The organism is Streptomyces sp. NPDC001941, assembly GCF_040296945.1.
In the GTDB taxonomy this organism is placed as follows: domain Bacteria; phylum Actinomycetota; class Actinomycetes; order Streptomycetales; family Streptomycetaceae; genus Streptomyces.
Genome location: NZ_JBEOYE010000039.1, coordinates 17185 through 37345, shown reverse-complemented (window position 1 = coordinate 37345; position 20161 = coordinate 17185). Strand labels below are relative to the sequence as shown.

General features: G+C 71.4%; 12 protein-coding genes. 10 read left to right on the top strand and 2 right to left on the bottom strand.

Annotation, left to right across the window (positions count from 1 at the left end; translation table 11 throughout):
* Positions 1-96 precede the first annotated feature (96 nt).
* The 9 genes from ABT160_RS24740 (at position 97) to ABT160_RS24700 (ending at position 10973) form a co-directional block, all read left to right on the top strand.
* Positions 97-2463: a collagenase gene (locus ABT160_RS24740; RefSeq protein WP_351649966.1), complete on the top strand. Its 2367-nt coding sequence runs from the start codon at positions 97-99 to the stop codon at positions 2461-2463.
* 137 nt (positions 2464-2600) lie between these two features.
* Entirely contained in the window at positions 2601-3776 is a 1176-nt protein-coding gene (locus ABT160_RS24735) for an NAD(P)/FAD-dependent oxidoreductase (protein WP_351649965.1), read from the top strand.
* A complete protein-coding gene (locus tag ABT160_RS24730; protein ID WP_351649964.1) occupies positions 3773-4102 on the top strand; it encodes a (2Fe-2S)-binding protein in 330 nt (109 codons plus the stop codon). The genes ABT160_RS24735 and ABT160_RS24730 overlap by 4 nt, the downstream gene beginning before the upstream one ends.
* Before the next feature lie 130 nt (positions 4103-4232).
* Positions 4233-5699 (top strand): FAD/NAD(P)-dependent oxidoreductase, encoded by a 1467-nt coding sequence (locus ABT160_RS24725; protein WP_351649963.1) that lies wholly within the window; start codon positions 4233-4235, stop codon positions 5697-5699.
* Positions 5700-6012: 313 nt separating this feature from the next.
* The gene (locus tag ABT160_RS24720) at positions 6013-6876 is read left to right on the top strand and encodes a dihydrodipicolinate synthase family protein (protein WP_351650005.1); all 864 of its coding nucleotides are present in this window, start codon (positions 6013-6015) and stop codon (positions 6874-6876) included.
* 67 nt (positions 6877-6943) lie between these two features.
* A complete protein-coding gene (locus tag ABT160_RS24715; protein WP_351649962.1) occupies positions 6944-7945 on the top strand; it encodes a proline racemase family protein in 1002 nt (333 codons plus the stop codon).
* Positions 7942-9003 (top strand): proline racemase family protein, encoded by a 1062-nt coding sequence (locus tag ABT160_RS24710; RefSeq protein WP_351649961.1) that lies wholly within the window; start codon positions 7942-7944, stop codon positions 9001-9003. The genes ABT160_RS24715 and ABT160_RS24710 overlap by 4 nt, the downstream gene beginning before the upstream one ends.
* Positions 9004-9172: 169 nt before the next feature.
* The gene (locus tag ABT160_RS24705) at positions 9173-10186 is read left to right on the top strand and encodes an ornithine cyclodeaminase family protein (protein WP_351649960.1); all 1014 of its coding nucleotides are present in this window, start codon (positions 9173-9175) and stop codon (positions 10184-10186) included.
* A gap of 40 nt (positions 10187-10226) precedes the next feature.
* The gene (locus ABT160_RS24700; protein WP_351649959.1) at positions 10227-10973 is read left to right on the top strand and encodes a GntR family transcriptional regulator; all 747 of its coding nucleotides are present in this window, start codon (positions 10227-10229) and stop codon (positions 10971-10973) included.
* Positions 10974-11017: 44 nt separating this feature from the next.
* On the opposite strand, the gene ABT160_RS24695 is transcribed toward ABT160_RS24700, so the two are convergent.
* Positions 11018-12547, bottom strand: a complete 1530-nt coding sequence (locus ABT160_RS24695) for a helix-turn-helix domain-containing protein (protein ID WP_351649958.1) — start codon at positions 12545-12547, stop codon at positions 11018-11020.
* 538 nt (positions 12548-13085) lie between these two features.
* Between ABT160_RS24695 and acnA the strand changes: the two genes are divergently transcribed.
* Positions 13086-15800, top strand: coding sequence for an aconitate hydratase AcnA (gene acnA / locus ABT160_RS24690; RefSeq protein WP_351650004.1), 2715 nt, complete (start codon positions 13086-13088; stop codon positions 15798-15800).
* A gap of 94 nt (positions 15801-15894) precedes the next feature.
* On the opposite strand, the gene ABT160_RS24685 is transcribed toward acnA, so the two are convergent.
* Positions 15895-19743, bottom strand: a complete 3849-nt coding sequence (locus ABT160_RS24685) for a GH92 family glycosyl hydrolase (RefSeq protein ID WP_351649957.1) — start codon at positions 19741-19743, stop codon at positions 15895-15897.
* Positions 19744-20161: the final 418 nt, after the last annotated feature.

Sequence of the window (20161 nt, the reverse complement as noted above, 5' to 3'; positions counted from 1 at the left end):
GACCGCAACGACGGCTTTCGAGCCGGTCCGCACGCACCGCAGATCCGCACTGCTGAAACACCCCCCTCACATCAACTCCCCACCAGGAGCACCCAGGTGTCCCAGTTCAGACGTGTGCGCACGCCCCTCCTCGCCGCGGCCCTGACCGCCGCGCTGCTCGGAGCGGCCGCCCCCGCCGCACCGGCCGCGGCCCCCGCCGCGCCGCAGGCTCCCGCCCCCGCGGTCCCGCCGACCTTCACCGGCCGCCCTGCGGCCCAGGCCCCGAACCCGTTCGACGAGGTGACGCGCCTGGCCCAGGCCCCCGTGCCCACGGCCGCCCCCGCTCCCGCGCCCGGTGGCATCACGGCCGGCCGCGTCCCCGGAGCCCACAAGGCCGACGCGAAGAAGGCCGCCAAGTCTCTTGCAATGAACGGCGGTTCGCCGCGAACGGCCGCTGCCGTCCCCTGCGCCCTCGACGGGATCACCCGGCTGGCCCCCGAGCAGTTCGCCGACTTCCTCGCCGACCCCGCCGTCACCGCCGACGGCTGTCTGCGCGACCTCATCTGGACCTGGGACGCCCGGCTCGCGCCGGTCATGTCCGACGCCCACGTCCAGGCGGTCTCCCGGCGCATATCCAGCCTCGCCGCCGCCCACGACGGCAGGAACTCCACGCACCTGCTGGAGATGTTCACCTACCTCCACGCCGTCGCGTACCACGACTTCTCGCGCCCTGAGATCGACGTCACCGACGCCCCCACCGCCGAGGCGATGCGCCGGGCCATCAACGACTTCGGCACCGCCGCCCGCACCTTCAACGTCACCGCCACCAACGCCGAGACGCTGCGCGAGGCCCTCTACGCAGGCTCCGCCCCCGGCCTGCGCCAGTCCCAGCTGGGCCTGATCAAGAAGGTCCTGGCCACCATGGACCAGTACCACAACACCCAGTACTCGGACGCGACATGGGGCGGCGCGGCCCTCGCCGCGCTCTCCGTGAACTACCTGGGCGTCTACCCGGGCAACAACGACACCGCGTTCCACACCCTGGTGGCCCGCGACGCCGCGTACCGCGACGCCTTCAAGAAGTTCGCGGGATACACGCACCTCAAGGGCACCGCGAACGAGTGGGTCGTGCGCGACGCGCTGTCCGAGTACGGGCGGTTCGGGCAGGTGGCGGGCCTGCAGGCGGAGGTGGTGCAGAACCTCGGGGCCCTGCTCGCCCCGGTGGTACGGGACTTCGGGCAGGGCAGCCAGCCCTGGGCCAAGCTGGTGTCCTGGCTGAACTTCTACGAGGCCTGCAAGCCGTACAACGTGTGCAAGGAGGACATCGAGCGCCAGCTGTTCCCGTACACGTACAGCTACGACAACGGCGGGATCAAGGTGCGCACCGCGCTGGACCGGGCCACCGTGGACCAGCTCTACTACGCGAGCAAGCAGGTCAAGGCGCAGTTCCACCGGGTGGTCGGCTCCGACCAGCCGCTGGCCGGGGACACCAACACCACGCTGAACATCGTGCTGTACGCCTCGCGCGCCGACTACGAGAACTACCACCCGATCCTCACCGGGATGGACACCAACAACGGCGGCATCTACATCGAGCGCGGCGCGACGTTCTACACGTACCAGCGCCGGGTGCCGCAGGACTCCTCGCTCACGCTGGAGGAGCTGTTCCGCCACGAGTACACGCACTACCTCAACGGCCGCTTCGCGGTGCCCGGTTACTTCGGCGAGGGCGCCTGGTACGAGGGGGACCGCACCACCGCGATGGACGAGGGCACGGCCGAGTTCTTCGACGGCGCGACCCGCGACAACGGCATCGCGGTGCGCAAGTCCCTGGTCAAGGGCATCATGGCCGACACGGCGGGCGGTGGTCCGCGGATGACGGTCGACCAGCTGCTGCACGCCACGTACGACGGGGACGGCTTCCGCTTCTACAACTACGCGGGCACGTTCTTCGAGTTCCTGTGGACCGAGCGGCCCTCCGAACTGCAGTCCATGTACCGCTACTTGCGCGCGGACGACCCGGCGGGCTTCGACGCCTGGCGCAACAGGCTCGGCCGGGACGCCTCGGTGCAGAGCGCCTACGGCCGGTTCCTGGACGCGCAGATCGCCAAGGTGAACGACCTGTTCGTGCCCAACACCGCCTTCGTGGCCAACGACCAGCTGCGCGACTCCACAGCGGCGGCGGTGCGCTCCGCCTTCGCGAGCGCCACCTACAACACGCCGGACTGCGTGGAGAACGGCGAGCCCGGCAAGCGGCGCTTCACCTGCACCGGGCGGATCACCGCGAACCTCTCGGACGCGTCCAGCGCCGACAAGGTCTTCAAGGACATGTCGGAGACGGTCGACTACTTCATCCTCGACCGGGCCAAGCCCGCCTCCACGAACTTCGCCGACATGAACTGCTCGTTCGGCGAGGTCGAGATCTGGAGCAACCGCACGGCCGGCACGGCCCCCTTCAACTGTGAGGGACCGCTGCGTAGCTGAGGCCCACCGCGCTGTCCGGGCTCCTCCGCGCGAAGCCCAACTGCCCTGTGGCCGGGGCGGATTCGGAGTTCCGTACTCCGCCCCGGCCCGGGGATCACCCCTTGTCCGTGCTCTATGAAATGTGAAATATTACTGCCGTGCCCAAGAGACACACCCTGGACGTCGTGATCATCGGTGCCGGAGTCGTCGGAGCCGCCTGCGCGTACTACGCGGGCCGCGCCGGCCTCGCCGTCGCGGTCGTCGACCGCGGTTCCGTCGCGGGCGGTACGACCGGCGCCGGGGAAGGCAACCTGCTCGTCTCCGACAAGGAGGCGGGCCCGGAGCTCGACCTCGCGCTGCTGTCCACCCGACTCTGGCGCGACCTCGCGCGGGAACTCCCACCGGAGACCGAGTACGAGCCCAAGGGCGGTCTCGTCGTGGCGCCCGACGAGACCGCCCTGCGCGCCCTGCGCACCTTCGCCGAAGGCCAGCGCTCGGCAGGGGTGGAGGCCCGCGAGATACCGGCCGACGCCCTGCACGACCTCGAACCCCACCTGGCCCCCGGCCTCGCCGGAGGCTTCCACTATCCCCAGGACGCCCAGCTCCAGCCCGCCCGCGCCGCCGCCCAACTCCTGCGGGCCGCAGCCGAGTCGGGGGCCGAGATACGGCTCGGCACCGAAGTCACCGAAGTGCTCACCGGCCCCGGCGGCGCGGTCCGGGGCGTACGCACCCCGGGCGGCGACCTGCTCGCCCCCGCCCTGGTCAACGCCGCGGGCACCTGGGGCGGCCGGATCGCCGCCCTGGCCGGCACCCGGCTGCCGGTCCTGCCCCGTCGCGGCTTCGTCCTCGTCACCGAACCGCTGCCCCGCGTGGTGCGGCACAAGGTGTACGCCGCCGACTACATCGCCGACGTCGCCAGCGGGTCCGCAGCCCTCCAGTCTTCGCCCGTCGTCGAGGGCACCCCCTCGGGCCCCGTCCTCATCGGCGCCACCCGCGAACGCGTGGGCTTCGAGCGGAGCCTGTCCACCGAAGCCCTGCGCCGCCTGGCCGTCCAGGCCGCCGCGCTCTTCCCCGTCCTCGCCGACGTCCGCGTCATCCGCGCCTACCACGGCTTCCGGCCCTACCTGCCCGACCACCTCCCCGCGATCGGCCCCGACCCGCGCGTGCCCGGGCTGCACCACGCCTGCGGCCACGAGGGGGCGGGCATCGGCCTCGCCCCGGCCACCGGCGCATTGATCGCCGCCGGTCTCACCGGCTCCCAACCCGCGCTGGACACAGGCCCGTTCGATCCCGCACGCTTCACCGCCGACCAGCGGACAGGAGACGCCGCGTGACCCGCCCCGGACCGCGCAGGACCCCGGCCTCGCTCGTCGGCGCCGCGCCCGCGACGCAGTACACCATCACATGTGACACCCGTGAGATCACCGCGCTGCCGGGCCAGAGCATCGCCGCGGCGCTGTGGGCCGCGGGCATCCTCGCCTGGCGCACCACCCGCGAGGGCGGCCGCCCCCGCGGCGCCTTCTGCGGGATCGGCGCCTGCTACGACTGCCTCGCCACCGTCAACGGACGCCCCAACCAGCGCCTCTGCATGGTCCCCGCCCGCCCGGGCGACGCCGTCACCACCCAGGAGGGCACCGGCCATGGCGACCTCGGCGTCTGAGCGGCCTGAGCCGGCTGTGCGACCTGGGCCGGCTGTGCGACCTGAGTCGGCTGTGCGGCCCGAGGGGCCGGAGTGGGCCTTTCGATCCGGGCCGCTTGGGCGACCGGAGCGCGTGCACGGCGGCCCGGACATGGGTGCGCCGTACGACCTCGCCGTGGTCGGAGCCGGGCCTGCCGGGCTGGCGGCCGCCGTCACTGCCGCCGACCTGGGGCTGCGGGTCGCGCTGGTCGACGCGGGAGAGCGCCCCGGCGGCCAGTACTACCGCCACCCCGCCCCCGAGCTCGGCGCCCGCCGCCCCCAGGCCCTGCACCACGGCTGGAGCGCCTTCACCCGCCGTACGGACAAGCTCGCGCGCCACCAACAGACCCGCGCCATCACGTACTTGCCGTCCCACCACATCTGGACCGTCGTGCGCGACGGCGACCCGGAGGCGCGACGCGAGGGAGACACCACGGAACCTCCCGCCACGGAAGCCTCGGGCGGCGGCCCGGGCTGGCGGCTGCACGCCGTCGAGGGCCCGGACGAGCGGCCCGCCACCATCAGGGCGCGTACCGTGCTCATCGCCACCGGCGCGTACGAACGCCAACTCCCCTTCCCCGGATGGACCCTGCCCGGCGTCGTCGGCGCGGGCGGAGCGCAGGCCATGCTCAAGTCCGGGCTCGTGCTGCCCGGGCGGCGCGTCGTCGTCGCGGGCAGCGGACCGCTCCTGCTGGCCGTCGCCGACTCGCTGGCCGCCGCGGGCGCCCGCGTCCCGGCGGTGGTGGAGGCTGCCGACTACGCCGGATACGCGCGCCAACTGCCGCTCCTGGCAAGGAATCCGGCAAAGCTCGCCGAGGGCGCGCTGTTCGGCGGCGGACTCCTGAGGCACTCCGTACGCCTGCTCACCCGGCACGCCGTCACCGCCGTGCACGGCACCGACCGGGTCGAAGCGGTAACCGCCTCCCGGCTCGACCGTCACTGGCGCCCGCTGCCCGGAACCGGGCGCCGCATCCCCTGTGACGCGCTCGCCGTCGGGCACGGACTCGTCCCGCAACTGGAACTCGCCCTCGGCCTGGGCTGCGCGACCCGCCGCACCCCGGACGGAACCCTCGCCCTGGACCTCGACGCGTCCCAGCGCACCTCGGTGCCAGGGGTCTGGGCGGCGGGGGAGGCGGGCGGTGTCGGTGGAGCTCAACTCGCTCTGATCGAGGGGGAGCTGGCGGCCCACTCGATCGCGGCCGTCGTACGAGGAGGGGCGTCCGGAGCCGTTCCTGGGAGGTTGCCGCGGCGCAGGGCGCGGCTGCGGGCCTTCGCCGACGCGATGGCGGCGGCCCACCGGCCGGGGGACGGCTGGGTGGAGTGGCTGGACGACGCCACCGACGTCTGCCGCTGCGAGGAGGTGCCCGCCGGGCGCGTCCGGGAGGCCGTGGTGGAGCTGGGCGCGCGGGACGCCCGGAGCGTCAAGCTGCTGACCCGGGCCGGCATGGGCTGGTGCCAGGGGCGGATGTGCGGCCAGGCGGTGGCGTGCCTGGCGGGCGGGGAGCCCGCGCCCGAGACGCGGCCGCTCTCCTGCCCCGTACCGCTGAAACAGTTGGCGGAGCTGCCGTCTGACGAATAGTCAGAGCCGGGATCGGTTACGGCGCCTGACCTGTTGGGCGGGCGCGCTCAGGTCTACCGATCCCCGGTCCGTCGATCCCTTGTGGGCGCCGTTCGCGCCTTAATAAAATGTCACACCTCACACTAGGAGTCATGCGATGAGCCATGAGATGGGCCATGCGACGAGTCATGTGATGACGGCTGAGAACGCGCTGACGAACCCTGGTACGACCTCGACCTCGACCTCGACCTCGACCCCGACTTCGACCCCGATTCCGACCCCAGACGCGACCCCGGACGCGCCCGCCGGACGCGCCAGGCCCTGGCACGGCATCATGGTCGCCACGGCGCTGCCGCTGCGCGACGACCTCTCCGTGGACTACGACGCCTTCGCCGACAACGTCGCCTGGCTCGTCGCGAACGGCTGTGACGGCGTGGTGCCCAACGGCTCGCTCGGTGAGTACCAGACCCTGACCGACGAGGAGCGCGCGCGGGTCGTGCGCGTCGCCGTCGAGGCGGCGGGGGACGGGGCCAGGGTGATGCCAGGCGTCAGCGCCTACGGCAGCGCCGAGTCGCGCCGATGGGCCGAGCAGGCGGCCGAGGCGGGCGCCGGATCCGTACTGCTGCTGCCGCCCAACGCCTACCGGGCGGACGACGCGACCGTGCGTGCCCACTACGCCGAGACGGCCCGGGCCGGCCTCCCCGTGGTCGCGTACAACAACCCCTACGACACCCGCGTCGACCTGACTCCCGCCCTGCTCGCCGCGCTGCACGCGGAGGGTTCGATCGTGGCGGTGAAGGAGTTCAGCGGAGACGTCCGGCGCGCCTATGAGATAGCCGAACTCGCCCCGGGGCTCGACCTGTTGGTGGGAGCCGACGACGTTCTCCTCGAACTGGTGCTGGCGGGTGCCGTGGGCTGGATCGCCGGGTACCCCAACGCGCTGCCCGTCTCCTCCGCCGCCCTCTACCGCGCGGCTGCCGAAGGGGACCTGGACACCGCGTTGCCCCTGTATCGCTCGCTGCACTCGCTGCTGCGCTGGGACTCCAAGACCGAGTTCGTCCAGGCCATCAAGCTGTCCATGGAGATCGCGGGCCGCCCCGCGGGCCCGACCCGCCCGCCGCGCTCACCGCTGACCAGTGAGCAGGAGGCGGCCGTGCGCGCGGCCACCGAGAAGGCCCTCGCCGACGGCCACAAGTAGCCGGGCAGCCAGGTATTAGCACAGGTACCCGAGGCATCAGAGAGCTTCCAGGGGAGGGGAATCCACCATGAGAACCCGTCACGTCTACCACGCCGTCGACTCGCACACCGAGGGCATGCCGACCCGCGTGATCACCGGCGGCGTCGGCGTCGTCCCCGGCGCCACCATGGCCGAGAAACGGCTGCACTTCATCGAGCACCTGGACCAGGTGCGCACGCTGCTCATGTACGAGCCGCGCGGGCACGCGGCCATGAGCGGCGCGGTCCTCCAGCCGCCGACCCGCCCCGACGCGGACTTCGGCGTGCTCTACATCGAGGTGTCCGGGCTGCTGCCGATGTGCGGGCACGGCACCATCGGCGTTGCGACCGTCCTGGTCGAGACCGGGATGGTGCCGGTCGTCGAGCCCGTCACAACCGTCCGCCTGGACACCCCGGCCGGGCTCGTCTCGGTGGACGTGCACGTCGTGGACGGGGAGGCCAGGTCGGTCACCCTCGCCAACGTGCCCGCCTTCAGCGTCGGCCTGGACCGCAAGGTCGAGGTGCCGGGACATGGCACGGTCACGTATGACATGGCATACGGCGGCAACTTCTACGCCTTCGTCAGCCTGGACTCCCTCGGGTTGCCCTTCGACCGTGCCCGCAAGGATGACCTGATCACCGCGGGGCTCGCCATCATGGAGGCGATCAACGCGACCGACCGCCCGGTCCACCCGGAGCAGCCCGAGATCAACGGCGTGAAGCACGTCTACCTCGCCGCCCCGGGATCCGACGCCACCCACTCCCGCCACGCGATGGCCATCCACCCCGGCTGGTTCGACCGCTCGCCCTGCGGCACCGGCACCTCCGCACGCATGGCGCAGCTGCACGCCAGGGGCGAACTGCCCCTGGAACAGGACTTCGTGAACGAGTCGTTCATCGGAACCCGGTTCACCGGACGGCTGGTGGGCGAGGCGGAGGTCGGGGGAGTCCCGGCGGTGCTGCCCACCGTGACCGGCCGCGCCTGGATCACCGGCACCGCGCAGTACTTCCTCGACCCCAAGGACCCCTTCCCCGGCGGGTTCCTCCTGTGAGCAGCCCCAACACCACTTACCCGGCAGGTGAACTGACGGTCCGTACGACCGACTACCACGTGGCGGGCGAGCCCTTCCGGATCGTCCACGAGGGGCTGCCGCCCGTCCCCGGTGACACGGTCGCCGAGCGCTGCGCCACCGCGATCGGCCCGGGCGGCGCGACCACCGCACCCCGCCCGGGCGCCCTCGACGACCTGCGCAGGCTGCTGGTCCAGGAGCCGCGCGGCCACGCCGGGATGTACGGCGGCTTCGTGGTGCCCCCGGACGACGACGGCGCGCACTTCGGCGTGCTGTTCTGGCACAAGGACGGCTACTCCACCGCGTGCGGGCACGGCACGATGGCACTCGGCGCCTGGGCGGTGGACAGCGGCCGGGTCCCGGCCCCGGACGACGGAGCGGCGCAGGTCCGCGTCGACGTACCGTCGGGCCGGGTCTGCGCCACCGTTCACCGCGCTGCGGGCCGCACCACCGGCGTCACCTTCCGCAACGTCGCCTCCCAGGTCACCGCGCGCAAGGTGCCCGTCGCCACCAGCCACGGGACGGTGGACGTCGACATCGCGCACGCCGGCGCCTGCTACGCCTCGGTGTCCGCCACGCAGCTCGGCCTCGCCGTCGACCGGGCCGCGCTGCCGGTGCTCACGGCGGTCGGCCGGGAGGTCCGCGCCGCCCTGGCGGGCCACCCCGCCACCTGGCACCCGGACGGTGCGCTGCTGTCGGGGGTGTACGGGGTGATCCTGCACGAGGACCTCCCCGACACCCCGCGTGGCCCGAACCAGCGGAGCATCACCGTCTTCGCCGACGGCCAGGTGGACCGGTCGCCGTGCGGCTCGGGCACCTCGGCCCGGCTGGCGCTGCTCGCGGAGGACGGCCGCATCGGCGCGGGGGAGGAGTTGCGCCACGAGTCCGTGGTCGGGACGGTCTTCCTCGGCCGGGTCACGGGGGCGGACACGCAGGCGAACGGGCTGGTCACCGAGGTGACGGGGACAGCTCACCGCACCGGTGAGCACACCTTCGTACGGGAGGCGGGGGACGTGCTGGGGGCGGGGTTCCTGCTCTGAGCGGCGGCGAAGGAGAGGGGCAGGGGGCGAGGAACAGATGGGGTGTGGAGGAAGAGGAGCGTGGAGGAGCGGAGGGGCGTGAACGAGTGTGAACGGTCACATGGGGGATGGAGTGTGTGACATTTCGGGTAGGACCGGTGATATGTCACACCCCACCCATGACAGTGCGATGTCACGCGCCACCCATGACACTCCGACGCCACACCCCACCAAGCACACCCCGCCCTCCCACGCCGCGGCCTCCGCCCCGCCCTTCCCCTTCATCGGCCCCGACGACGTCCCCGCCCTCCTCACCCCCGTCGCCGCCGCCGACGCCCTCGAACAGGCGCTGCGCGACGGGCTTGACCCCGAGGAGGGCCAGCCGCGCGTCCACGCCCCGGTGGGCGACGGCGAGTTGCTGCTGATGCCCGCCGCCGGCGGTGGCTACGCGGGCGTCAAGCTCGCCGGGGTCGCGCCCGGCAACCCGGAGCGCGGGCTGCCCCGGATCACCGGCGGCTACCTGCTGTTCGACGGCCCGACCCTGACCCCGCTCGCGTACGTGGACGGGCCCGCCCTCACCTCCCTGCGCACCCCGGCCGTCTCCGCGCTCGCCCTGCGGCACCTCGCGCCGCCGGGGGCCCGGCACCTGGTGGTGTTCGGGGCGGGACCGCAGGCGTACCACCACGTCGAAGCGGCGCTCGGCGTGGCCGAGTTGAGCGAGGTGACCGTGGTCGCGCGACGGCCGGACGCGGCCGGGGCGCTGGTGGCGCACGCCGAGTCCCTCGGGCTCGACGCCCGTACGGGTACGGCTTCCGATGTCGCCCGGGCCGACCTGGTGGCCTGCTGCACCACGGCCCGCGAGCCGCTCTTCGACGGGAGTCTCGTCCCCGCCCACGCCGCCGTGGTGGCGGTCGGCTCGCACGAGCCGGAGGCCCGTGAACTGGACACGGAACTGATGCGCCGGTCCGCCGTGTTCGTCGAGGCGCGCTCGGCCGCCCTGCGCGAGGCGGGGGACCTGCTGGTGCCGATCGCCGAAGGGGCCTTCGGACCGGAGCACATCGCGGGTACGCTCGCGGAACTCGTCAGCGGCGAGATCACGCCGACCCGGGGTTATCCACAGGTCTTCAAGAGTGTCGGCATGGCCTGGGAAGATCTGGCTGTCGCCGCCGCCCTGCACCGTGCGGTCCGGACGGGCGCGACGTGACAGAGGACGTCGGCGTTTCACGGACACGGAGGGACCCGCCATGGGGGGCCAGCTCAAGCAGAAGATTCTCGTCGTCACCACCCATGAGCGGTTGCGTGACCAGGTGGGCAACGCGCTGCGCGCGGGGATGATCTCGGGGGACCTGGTGCCCGGCGAGATCTACTCCGCGCCGCAGCTGGCCGCGGAGTTCGGTATCTCGGCCACCCCCGTGCGCGAGGCGATGCTGGACCTGGCGCGCGAGGGGCTGGTCGAGCCGGTACGGAACAAGGGGTTCCGGATCACCGAGGTGAGCGAGCGGGACCTCGACCAGTACGCCCAGCTGCGCGAGCTCATCGAGATCCCGACCATCGGTGCGATCACGCGCACCGCCACGCGCGAGCAGCTGGAGGCGCTGCGCCCGATCGCGAACGAGATCGTGGCGTGCGCGCGCAAGCACGACCTGATCGGCTACCTGGAGGCGGACCGCCGCTTCCACCTCTCCCTGCTCGGCCTGTCCGGGAACGACCGGCTGGTCCAGGTGGTGGGCGACCTGCGCAACCGCTCGCGGCTGTACGGGCTGACGGGCCTGGCCGAGCGGGGGCTGCTCGTGGACTCGGCCGAGGAGCACCACGAGCTGCTCGACATCATGATCTCCGGGGACGCCAAGGCGGCCGAGGAGTGCCTGGCCCGCCACCTGGGCCACGTCCGCTCCCAGTGGGCCCAGGCGCGCGACGAGCCGGTGGCCCCCCGCCGCAAGCGCCGCCTGGGCGTGGCCCCGCTGAACGCGCGCAAGCCGGCCGCTTCCTGACGCGAGGTCAGGAAGCGGCCGGTGCGGGCGGGAGAAGGCCGGGTCTAGATGTCCCGGAAGATCTCGATCTGCGCGCCCACCGAGTTCAGGCGCTCCGCCAGGTCCTCGTAGCCGCGGTTGATGACGTACACGTTGCGCAGCACCGAGGTGCCGTCCGCGGCCATCATGGCGAGCAGGACGACGACCGCCGGGCGCAGCGCGGGCGGGCACATCATCTCGGCCGCGCGCCAGCGGGTCGGGCCCTCGACCAGGACGCGGTGCGGGTCCAGGAGCTGGAGGCGGCCGCCGAGGCGGTTGAGGTCGGTGAGGTAGATCGCGCGGTTGTCGTACACCCAGTCGTGGATCAGCGTCTTGCCCTGGGCGACCGCCGCGATGGCCGCGAAGAAGGGGACGTTGTCGATGTTCAGGCCGGGGAACGGCATCGGGTGGATCTTGTCGATCGGCGCCTCCAGCTTGGAGGGGCGGACCGTGAGGTCGACCAGGCGGGTGCGGCCGTTGTCGGCGGCGTACTCCGGGGAGCGGTCGTGGTCCAGGCCCATCTCCTCCAGGACCGCGAGCTCGATCTCCATGAACTCGACCGGCACCCGGCGGATCGTCAGTTCCGACTCGGTGACCACCGCGGCGGCCAGCAGGCTCATCGCCTCGACCGGGTCCTCGGAGGGGGAGTAGTCGACGTCGACGTCGATCTGGGGCACACCGTGCACGGTCAGCGTGGTGGTGCCGATGCCGTCGACCCGTACGCCCAGCGCCTCCAGGAAGAAGCACAGGTCCTGGACCATGTAGTTGGAGGAGGCGTTGCGGATGACGGTGACGCCGTCGTGGCGGGCGGCGGCCAGCAGCGCGTTCTCGGTGACCGTGTCGCCGCGCTCGGTCAGCACGATCGGGCGGTCGGGCGCCACGGACGGCTCGACCTCGGCGTGGTAGAGGCCCTCGGTGGCGGTGATGTCCAGGCCGAACCGGCGCAGCGCGATCATGTGCGGCTCGATCGTGCGGGTGCCCAGGTCGCAGCCGCCGGCGTAGGGCAGCTTGAAGCGGTCGAGGCGGTGCAGCAGCGGGCCGAGGAACATGATGATCGAGCGGGTGCGGCGCGCGGCCTCCGCGTCGATGGCGTCCATGTCCAGCTGCGCGGGCGGGACGATCTCCAGGTCGACGCCGTCGTTGATCCAGCGGACCCGTACGCCGATGGAGCTGAGGACCTCCAGGAGGCGGAAGACCTCTTCGATGCGGGCGACGCGGCGCAGCACCGTGCGGCCCTTGTTGAGCAGCGAGGCGCACAGCAGGGCCACGCACGCGTTCTTGCTCGTCTTGACGTCGATGGCGCCGGACAGCCGGCGGCCGCCGACCACCCGCAGGTGCATCGGACCGGCGTAGCCGAGGGACACGATCTCACTGTCGAGCGCCTCACCGATGCGCGCGATCATCTCAAGGCTGATGTTCTGGTTGCCGCGCTCGATGCGGTTCACGGCGCTCTGGCTGGTGCCGAGCGCGTCGGCCAGCTGCGTCTGCGTCCAGCCCCGGTGCTGGCGGGCGTCGCGGATGAGCTTGCCGATGCGTACGAGGTAGTCGTCTGCCATGCGACGCAGGCTATCTCAGATATGAGATGACGCTCGCGCGGGGGTGGTCCATTGGTGTGACGGTCATACGAGTGGCATTTCCGGCTGTCCGTACCGTTTCGCGGCCCGGCCCGTGCGGCTCGATGCTCGAACGGATCTGACGGGTCGTCAAACGCTGGGGCTCCGTCCGGGTGCCCGCACCCCCGTCCTGTCGCTCCGGGGGTGCGGCGCCCGGCGGTGTGCCGGTCCGGGAGAGGGGGTACCCGGACCCCGCACAGAGGTGCGACTGCCCCCGGTCGCGCGATCCATGCGTGCGACGGCCCCCGGGGGCCGGGGCGGGCGCGGGTCGCGGGCGTGGCCTGGCGCACAGCGGGGCGCCCGGGCATGACCAGGCAGCGGTGATGTACTAGAGTTATCTCGACATCGAGATATCTGCCGAAGACGCACCGCGGTCGTCACCCGGTAAGGGTTACCTAACTAAGTCTTACCTTAGCGGATCGGCCCCCAGGGGTGGCGGCAGGATTGCGGTAGTACGCGCACATTGATGAAGGAGACTGTCGTGTCGGCGAACAGCTTCGACGCCCGCAGCACGCTGCGCGTGGGCGACGAGTCGTACGAGATCTTCAAGCTGGACAAGGTCGAGGGCTCCGCGCGCCTCCCTTACAGCCTGAAGGTGCTCCTGGAGAACCTGCTCCGCACCGAGGACGGCGCGAACATCACCGCCGACCACATCCGCGCGCTCGGCGGCTGGGACTCCCAGGCCCAGCCCAGCCAGGAGATCCAGTTCACGCCGGCCCGCGTGATCATGCAGGACTTCACCGGTGTGCCCTGCGTCGTCGACCTCGCCACCATGCGCGAGGCCGTCAAGGAGCTCGGCGGCGACCCGGCGAAGATCAACCCGCTGGCCCCGGCCGAGCTGGTCATCGACCACTCCGTCATCGCCGACAAGTTCGGCACCAAGGACGCGTTCGCGCAGAACGTGGAGCTGGAGTACGGCCGCAACAAGGAGCGCTACCAGTTCCTGCGCTGGGGCCAGACCGCCTTCGACGAGTTCAAGGTCGTCCCGCCCGGCACCGGCATCGTCCACCAGGTCAACATCGAGCACCTGGCCCGCACGGTCATGGTCCGCAACGGCCAGGCGTACCCGGACACCCTGGTCGGTACCGACTCGCACACCACCATGGTCAACGGCCTGGGCGTGCTGGGCTGGGGCGTCGGCGGCATCGAGGCCGAGGCCGCGATGCTCGGCCAGCCGGTCTCCATGCTCATCCCGCGCGTCGTCGGCTTCAAGCTCACCGGTGAGCTCAAGCCCGGCACCACCGCCACCGACCTGGTGCTCACGATCACCGAGATGCTGCGCAAGCACGGCGTCGTCGGCAAGTTCGTCGAGTTCTACGGCGAGGGCGTCGCCGCCACCTCGCTGGCCAACCGCGCCACCATCGGCAACATGTCGCCGGAGTTCGGCTCCACCGCCGCGATCTTCCCGATCGACGACGAGACGCTGAAGTACCTGCGCCTGACCGGCCGCGACGCCCAGCAGGTCGCGCTCGTCGAGGCGTACGCCAAGGAGCAGGGCCTCTGGCTCGACCCGGCCGCCGAGCCCGACTTCTCGGAGAAGCTGGAGCTCGACCTCGCGACGGTCGTCCCCTCCATCGCCGGCCCGAAGCGCCCGCAGGACCGCATCGTCCTGGCCAACGCCGCGCAGCAGTTCGCCGCCGACGTGCGCAACTACGTCAGCGACGACGAGGAGGCCGGCAAGGAGTCCTTCCCGGCGTCCGACGCCCCGGCGTCCGCCAACGGCGTCCCGACGAAGCCGACCCCGGTCACCCTGGCCGACGGCACCACGTTCGAGATCGACCACGGCGCGGTGACGGTCGCGGCCATCACCTCCTGCACCAACACCTCGAACCCGTACGTGATGGTCGCCGCCGCGCTCGTCGCGAAGAAGGCCGTGGAGAAGGGCCTGACCCGCAAGCCGTGGGTCAAGACCACCCTCGCCCCGGGCTCGAAGGTCGTCACCGACTACTTCGACAAGTCCGGTCTGACGCCCTACCTCGACAAGATGGGCTTCAACCTGGTCGGCTACGGCTGCACCACCTGCATCGGCAACTCCGGTCCGCTGGACGAGGAGATCTCGAAGGCGATCAACGACGCCGACCTGGCCGTCACCTCGGTGCTCTCCGGCAACCGCAACTTCGAGGGCCGGATCAACCCCGACGTCAAGATGAACTACCTGGCGTCCCCGCCGCTGGTCGTCGCGTACGCCATCGCCGGCTCGATGAAGGTGGACATCACCACCGAGGCCATCGGCACCGACGCCGAGGGCAACCCGGTCTTCCTCAAGGACATCTGGCCGACCGAGGCCGAGGTCAACGACGTCGTCGCCAACGCCATCGGCGAGGACATGTTCTCCAAGTCCTACCAGGACGTGTTCGCGGGCGACGCCCAGTGGCAGGCCCTGCCGATCCCGACCGGCAACACCTTCGAGTGGGACGGCGAGTCGACCTACGTCCGCAAGCCCCCCTACTTCGAGGGCATGACCATGGACCCGGCCCCGGTGAGCGACATCGCCGACGCCCGCGTCCTGGCCAAGCTGGGCGACTCGGTCACCACCGACCACATCTCCCCGGCCGGTGCCATCAAGGCCGACACCCCGGCCGGCCAGTACCTCACCGAGCACGGCGTGGAGCGTCGCGACTTCAACTCCTACGGCTCGCGCCGTGGCAACCACGAGGTCATGATCCGCGGCACGTTCGCCAACATCCGCCTGCGCAACCAGATCGCGCCGGGCACCGAGGGCGGCTTCACCCGCGACTTCACCCAGGCCGACGCGCCGGTGTCGTTCATCTACGACGCCTCGCGCAACTACATCGAGCAGGGCATCCCGCTCGTCGTCCTCGCGGGCAAGGAGTACGGCTCCGGCTCGTCCCGCGACTGGGCGGCCAAGGGCACCGCGCTGCTCGGCGTCAAGGCCGTCATCGCCGAGTCCTACGAGCGCATCCACCGCTCCAACCTGATCGGCATGGGCGTCCTGCCCCTGCAGTACCCGGAGGGCGCCTCGGCCGCCTCCCTGGGCCTGACCGGCGAGGAGAGCTTCTCCTTCACCGGCGTCGAGGAGCTCAACAACGGCACCACCCCGCGCACGGTGAAGGTCACCACCGACACCGGCGTCGAGTTCGACGCGGTCGTGCGCATCGACACCCCCGGCGAGGCGGACTACTACCGCAACGGCGGCATCATGCAGTACGTGCTGCGCAGCCTGATCCGCAAGTAAGCGGCCGGCGGCGAGTACCACGGCCGAGGGCCGCACCCCGTCTCGTACGGGGTGCGGCCCTCGGGTCGTTCCCGGCGCCCGCCGGGCGTGCCGGTCAGGACAGCAACTCCACCTCCGCGAGCGTGGACCGACCACTCGTCACCAGCCGGTACTGGCGGTACGAACCAGGGGCCGCCACGCCGAACACCCGGGTCTGGCGGTCCCAGGAGAACGACTCGGCGGGGCGCCGGTCCAGCGTGCGCCAGGTCCTGCCGTCGTCCGAGCCCTGGAGCGTCCAGCCCGCCGGGGCCGCCGCGCGGGCCGCCGAGGTCAGCGTGTACTGGACCGCACGGACCCGGCCCGCCACCGGCAGGGCCACCGGCCCGGCCGCCAACTCCGCCGAGGTGGCGGAGGAGTTGTCGAACAGCGGGCCCGAAGCGGCCGTCACGTCGTGGCGCGGGACGGCGACCCGGTCGTCCTGGGTGATCGAGACCGGTGCGGCGGCGCGCCCGGTGCCCCAGCGGGAGGGCCGCGGGCCCATGTCGAACTCCAGGGTGCCGCCCCGGGCGACCAGCTGGTGCGGCAGGGCGGTGGAGTTCCACGTCTTGCCGTTGACCTTCAGGCCCTGCACGTAGATGTTCGTCGCGCTGTTGCGCGGGGCCTTCACCACCAGGTCGCGCCCGTTGTCCAGGTGCACGGTCGCCTTGGTGAACAGCGGCGACCCGATCGCGTACTCGCCGCTGCCCATCACCAGCGGGTAGAAGCCGAGCGCGGAGAAGAGGTACCAGGCGGACTGCTCGCCGTTGTCCTCGTCGCCGTGGTAGCCCTGCCCGATCTCGCTGCCGGTGTACAGCCGGGACAGCACCTCGCGCACCTTCTCCTGCGTCTTGTACGGCTGCGAGGCGGCGTCGTACATGTACGTGACGTGGTGGGCGACCTGGTTGGAGTGGCCGTACATGCCCATCCGCACGTCCCTGGCCTCGGTCATCTCGTGGATGACGCTGCCGTAGGAGCCGACGAACTCCGGGCTCGCCGTCTCCGGGGTGGCGAAGTACTCGTCCAGCTTCTCCGCCAGGCCCGCGCGCCCGCCGTAGAGGTTGGCCAGGCCCCGGGAGTCCTGCGGCGCGGTGAAGGCGTAGCCCCAGCCGTTGGTCTCCGTGTAGTCGTAGCCCCAGACCCGGGGGTCGAACCGGTCGCTGGGCACCCGCCAGTCGCCCTTGAGGTCGCGGCCCTGGAAGAACCCCGCCTTGGAGTCGAACAGCGTGACGTAGCCCCGCGCGCGGTTGAGGAAGTACGCCGACTCGTCCTTGTACCGCTTCTTGCCGGTCTTCTCGTACAGGGCCTCGCCCATCTTCGCGATGCCGTAGTCGTTGAGGTACCCCTCCAGCGACCAGGACAGGCCCTCGTGGGTCTCGGTGGAGGCGTAGCCGAGGAACGGCGAGGTCTCCATGCCCTTGCGGCCCACGCCCTGGCTGGGCGGCACGACCGTGGCGTTCTTCAGGGCGGCCTGGTAGGCGGCCTCCGCGTCGAAGCCGACGCCCTTGACGTACGCGTCGGCGAACGCCACGTCCGAGGATGTGCCGGTCATCAGGTCCGCGTAGCCGGGGGAGGACCAGCGCGAGATCCAGCCGCCGTCCTTGTACTGCTGGACGAAGCCGTCCACCAGCTCGCCGGCCTTCTTCGGGGTGAGGAAGGAGTAGGCGGGCCAGGTGGTGCGGTAGGTGTCCCAGAAGCCGTTGTTGACGTACGCCTTCCCGTCGACGATCTTCGCGCCGGTCCGCGTCGGGGTGTCCGGGCCGGTCGCCGGGGAGAACGGGCTGGCGTACCGCTGCTTCGAACCCACCTTCTCGAAGCCGGAGTTGGGGTAGAGGTAGAGCCGGTAGAGGCTGGAGTACAGGGTCACCAGCTGGTCGCGGCTCGCGCCCTCCACCTCGACCCGGCCGAGCACGTCGTCCCAGGCGTCCTGGGCCCGCTCGCGGACCCGCTCGAAGCGCGTGCCCCGCGGCACCTCGCCGGCCAGGTTGTCCTTCGCCTGGTCCACGCTGATCAGCGAGGTGGCCATGCGCAGCGTCACCGTCCGGTCCCCGCCCGCGTCGAAGCGGAAGTGGCCCTTGACGCCCTGCGCGGCGGAGCCGGTGACCGGCGCGTCGAAGACGCCGTACACGAACATCCGGGTGGCGCCGGTCGACAGTCCGCTCTTGACGTCGGAGAAGCCGGTGAAGGACGAGGTCGCCGGGTCCAGCGTGAGGCCGCCCTCCTCGGTGACGTTGTCGAAGACCACCGAGGCGTCGTCACCGGGATAGGTGAACCGCATCATCGCCGCGTGATCGGTCGGGGCGATCTCGGCCTTGAGACCGTTCTCGAACGTCACCCCGTAGTAGTGCGGCCTCGCCGTCTCCTTCTCGTGCCGGAACGCCAGCCCCCGCTTGACCCGGTCGGTCTCCGGGGCGCCGGCCGCCGCCGACGGCATCAGCTGGAACGTCTGCCGGTCGCCCATCCAGGGGCTCGGCTCGTGGCTCGCGGCGAAGGCCTGCACGGTGGGCAGGTTGTCCGCGTTGTTGCCGCGCGCGTACTCGTACAGCCAGCTCTTGGACGCCGCGTTGGTCACCGGGGTCCAGAAGTTGAAGCCGTGCGGCACCGCCGTCGCGGGGAAGGTGTTGCCGCGGGAGAAGGAGCCGCTGGAGTTGGTGCCGCGCACCGTGGAGGCGTAGTCCGACACCCGGGCCAGCGGCTTCTCGGGGGCCCGGACCTTCAGCGAGACGTCGTCGATCCAGCCCTGGAACGTGGCCGGGCCCCGGTCGGAGTCGTACGCCACCAGGATCCGGTCCACCGTCCTGCCCGCCGCGACCGCGCCGATCCGGGAGGTGACCTGGTTCCACTGGTTGACGTACAGCCGCTTGGCGGCGCCCTGGCCCCGCGGCGACAGGACGCCGCCGTGGCCGTCCCGCGCGCCCAGGTCGCTCAGATAGGTGCCGTCGGTGAAGGCGAGGTCCACCGACACGTTCGTGGCGGGGTAGTTCAGGTCCGTCTCCGCCATCGACGGGAAGATCCGGTACGACAGCTCGGTGTCGCGCCCCACGGCGGTGTCCACGTCGAAGACCTTGTTGTACGAGTACGCGCGCCCGTCCGGCTCGTGCGTGCCCGCGTAGCGCAGCGCCCGCACCCCGGTGAAGCCCGCGTTGGCCTTGGCGGTGGGGGAGCCGCCCGGGCCCCGGTCGACCAGGCTGCGCATGTCCTCGGGCACCGGCTGGGAGGTGTCGCCGTTGGAGAACTGCACGTCGGCGAGTTGGAGGATGTCCGGTGCGCCGTTGTTCGCGGTGATCTCCAGGCGGTAGTGCGGGTAGGCGGTGCCGTTCTCGAAGTCGTACGACCTGGTCTGGAAGCGGCCGGTGAAGGCCTCCCCGGAGCGGCTGTCCAGGACCTTCCAGTCCTTGCCGTCGGCCGAGCCCTTGAGGGTCCAGTCCTTCGGGTCGCGTGCGGCGAAGTCATTGGCCGAAGTGAGGGCGTACGTCACGACCTTGACGGGTTCGTCCAGGTCGAACTCGGCCCAGGCGGTGGTCTCGAAGGTGAGCCACTTGGTGGTGGGCTGGAGGTCGACCAGGTTCTCCTTGGTCTCGCCCGAGCCCGCGTTCTCACCGCTCGCGCGCACCTCGGTCACCCGGTCCGTGACGTTTCCCGGGATTCCCGCCGAGAAGCCGCCGTCCACTCCCGATGACCGCTTCTTTCCGTCTGTTCCCACTTCGACGGTGTTGCGCCACTGCGGCTGGGGGTCCTTGGCCTCGAAGGAGGAAGAGAACTCCTTTTCCGCCGCGGGCCGGGCGGGAGCCGCGAATGCGGCCGATTGGACGCCTCCGAGGACGAGTGAGGCGGACGCGATCAGCGCCGCCACCCGAATTGGTCCGTACCAACCCCCGTGAGGTGGTCCGTAACGAGGTCTGGAACGAGGTCTGGGGCTGGGTCGCATCCCGGGCCTTTTCTCTGAGACAACGTTGTCAATTATGTCGCGCAGGCTCTAGTAGGGCGCCAAGTGAAGGGTGGTGTCAAGGGTGTTGACGGGGTCAGAAGGGTGTATTCGGCCAGTTCGCGCGGGAAGGGCGGGAGAAAAGCTCCGCGGCGCGCTCCAGATATCCGTGAGGTCTCAACTCGGGAAAGACTGGCGGCCAACCCTGCTTTCGATCTTGCTCAGTTGACGGGCAGTGGACTATACCTGTCCGCGTCCGGGCGGCCCGTTCGCGGAGCGGCCCGGGCCAGGGGAAACGGGGCTCGACGGCGGCTGGCCGTTCGCGCAGTGCGGGGTGAACTCCGTTCTCCCCGGGTGATTCCGTACGAACCGAGCTTGCAATTCACCGCGGTGGCAGGGCCCTTCGTCTCAGTCGAGCAGG

Bases quoted from the DNA above. Each gene is read 5' to 3' on its own strand.
- ABT160_RS24700 (WP_351649959.1), top strand. From the start codon at position 10,227: ATGGGGGGCCAGCTCAAGCAGAAGATTCTCGTCGTCACCACCCATGAG.
- ABT160_RS24705 (WP_351649960.1), top strand. From the start codon at position 9,173: ATGTCACGCGCCACCCATGACACTCCGACGCCACACCCCACCAAGCAC.
- ABT160_RS24720 (WP_351650005.1), top strand. From the start codon at position 6,013: ATGGTCGCCACGGCGCTGCCGCTGCGCGACGACCTCTCCGTGGACTAC.
- ABT160_RS24685 (WP_351649957.1), bottom strand. From the start codon at position 19,743: ATGCGACCCAGCCCCAGACCTCGTTCCAGACCTCGTTACGGACCACCT.
- ABT160_RS24725 (WP_351649963.1), top strand. From the start codon at position 4,233: ATGGGTGCGCCGTACGACCTCGCCGTGGTCGGAGCCGGGCCTGCCGGG.
- ABT160_RS24715 (WP_351649962.1), top strand. From the start codon at position 6,944: ATGAGAACCCGTCACGTCTACCACGCCGTCGACTCGCACACCGAGGGC.
- ABT160_RS24695 (WP_351649958.1), bottom strand. From the start codon at position 12,547: ATGGCAGACGACTACCTCGTACGCATCGGCAAGCTCATCCGCGACGCC.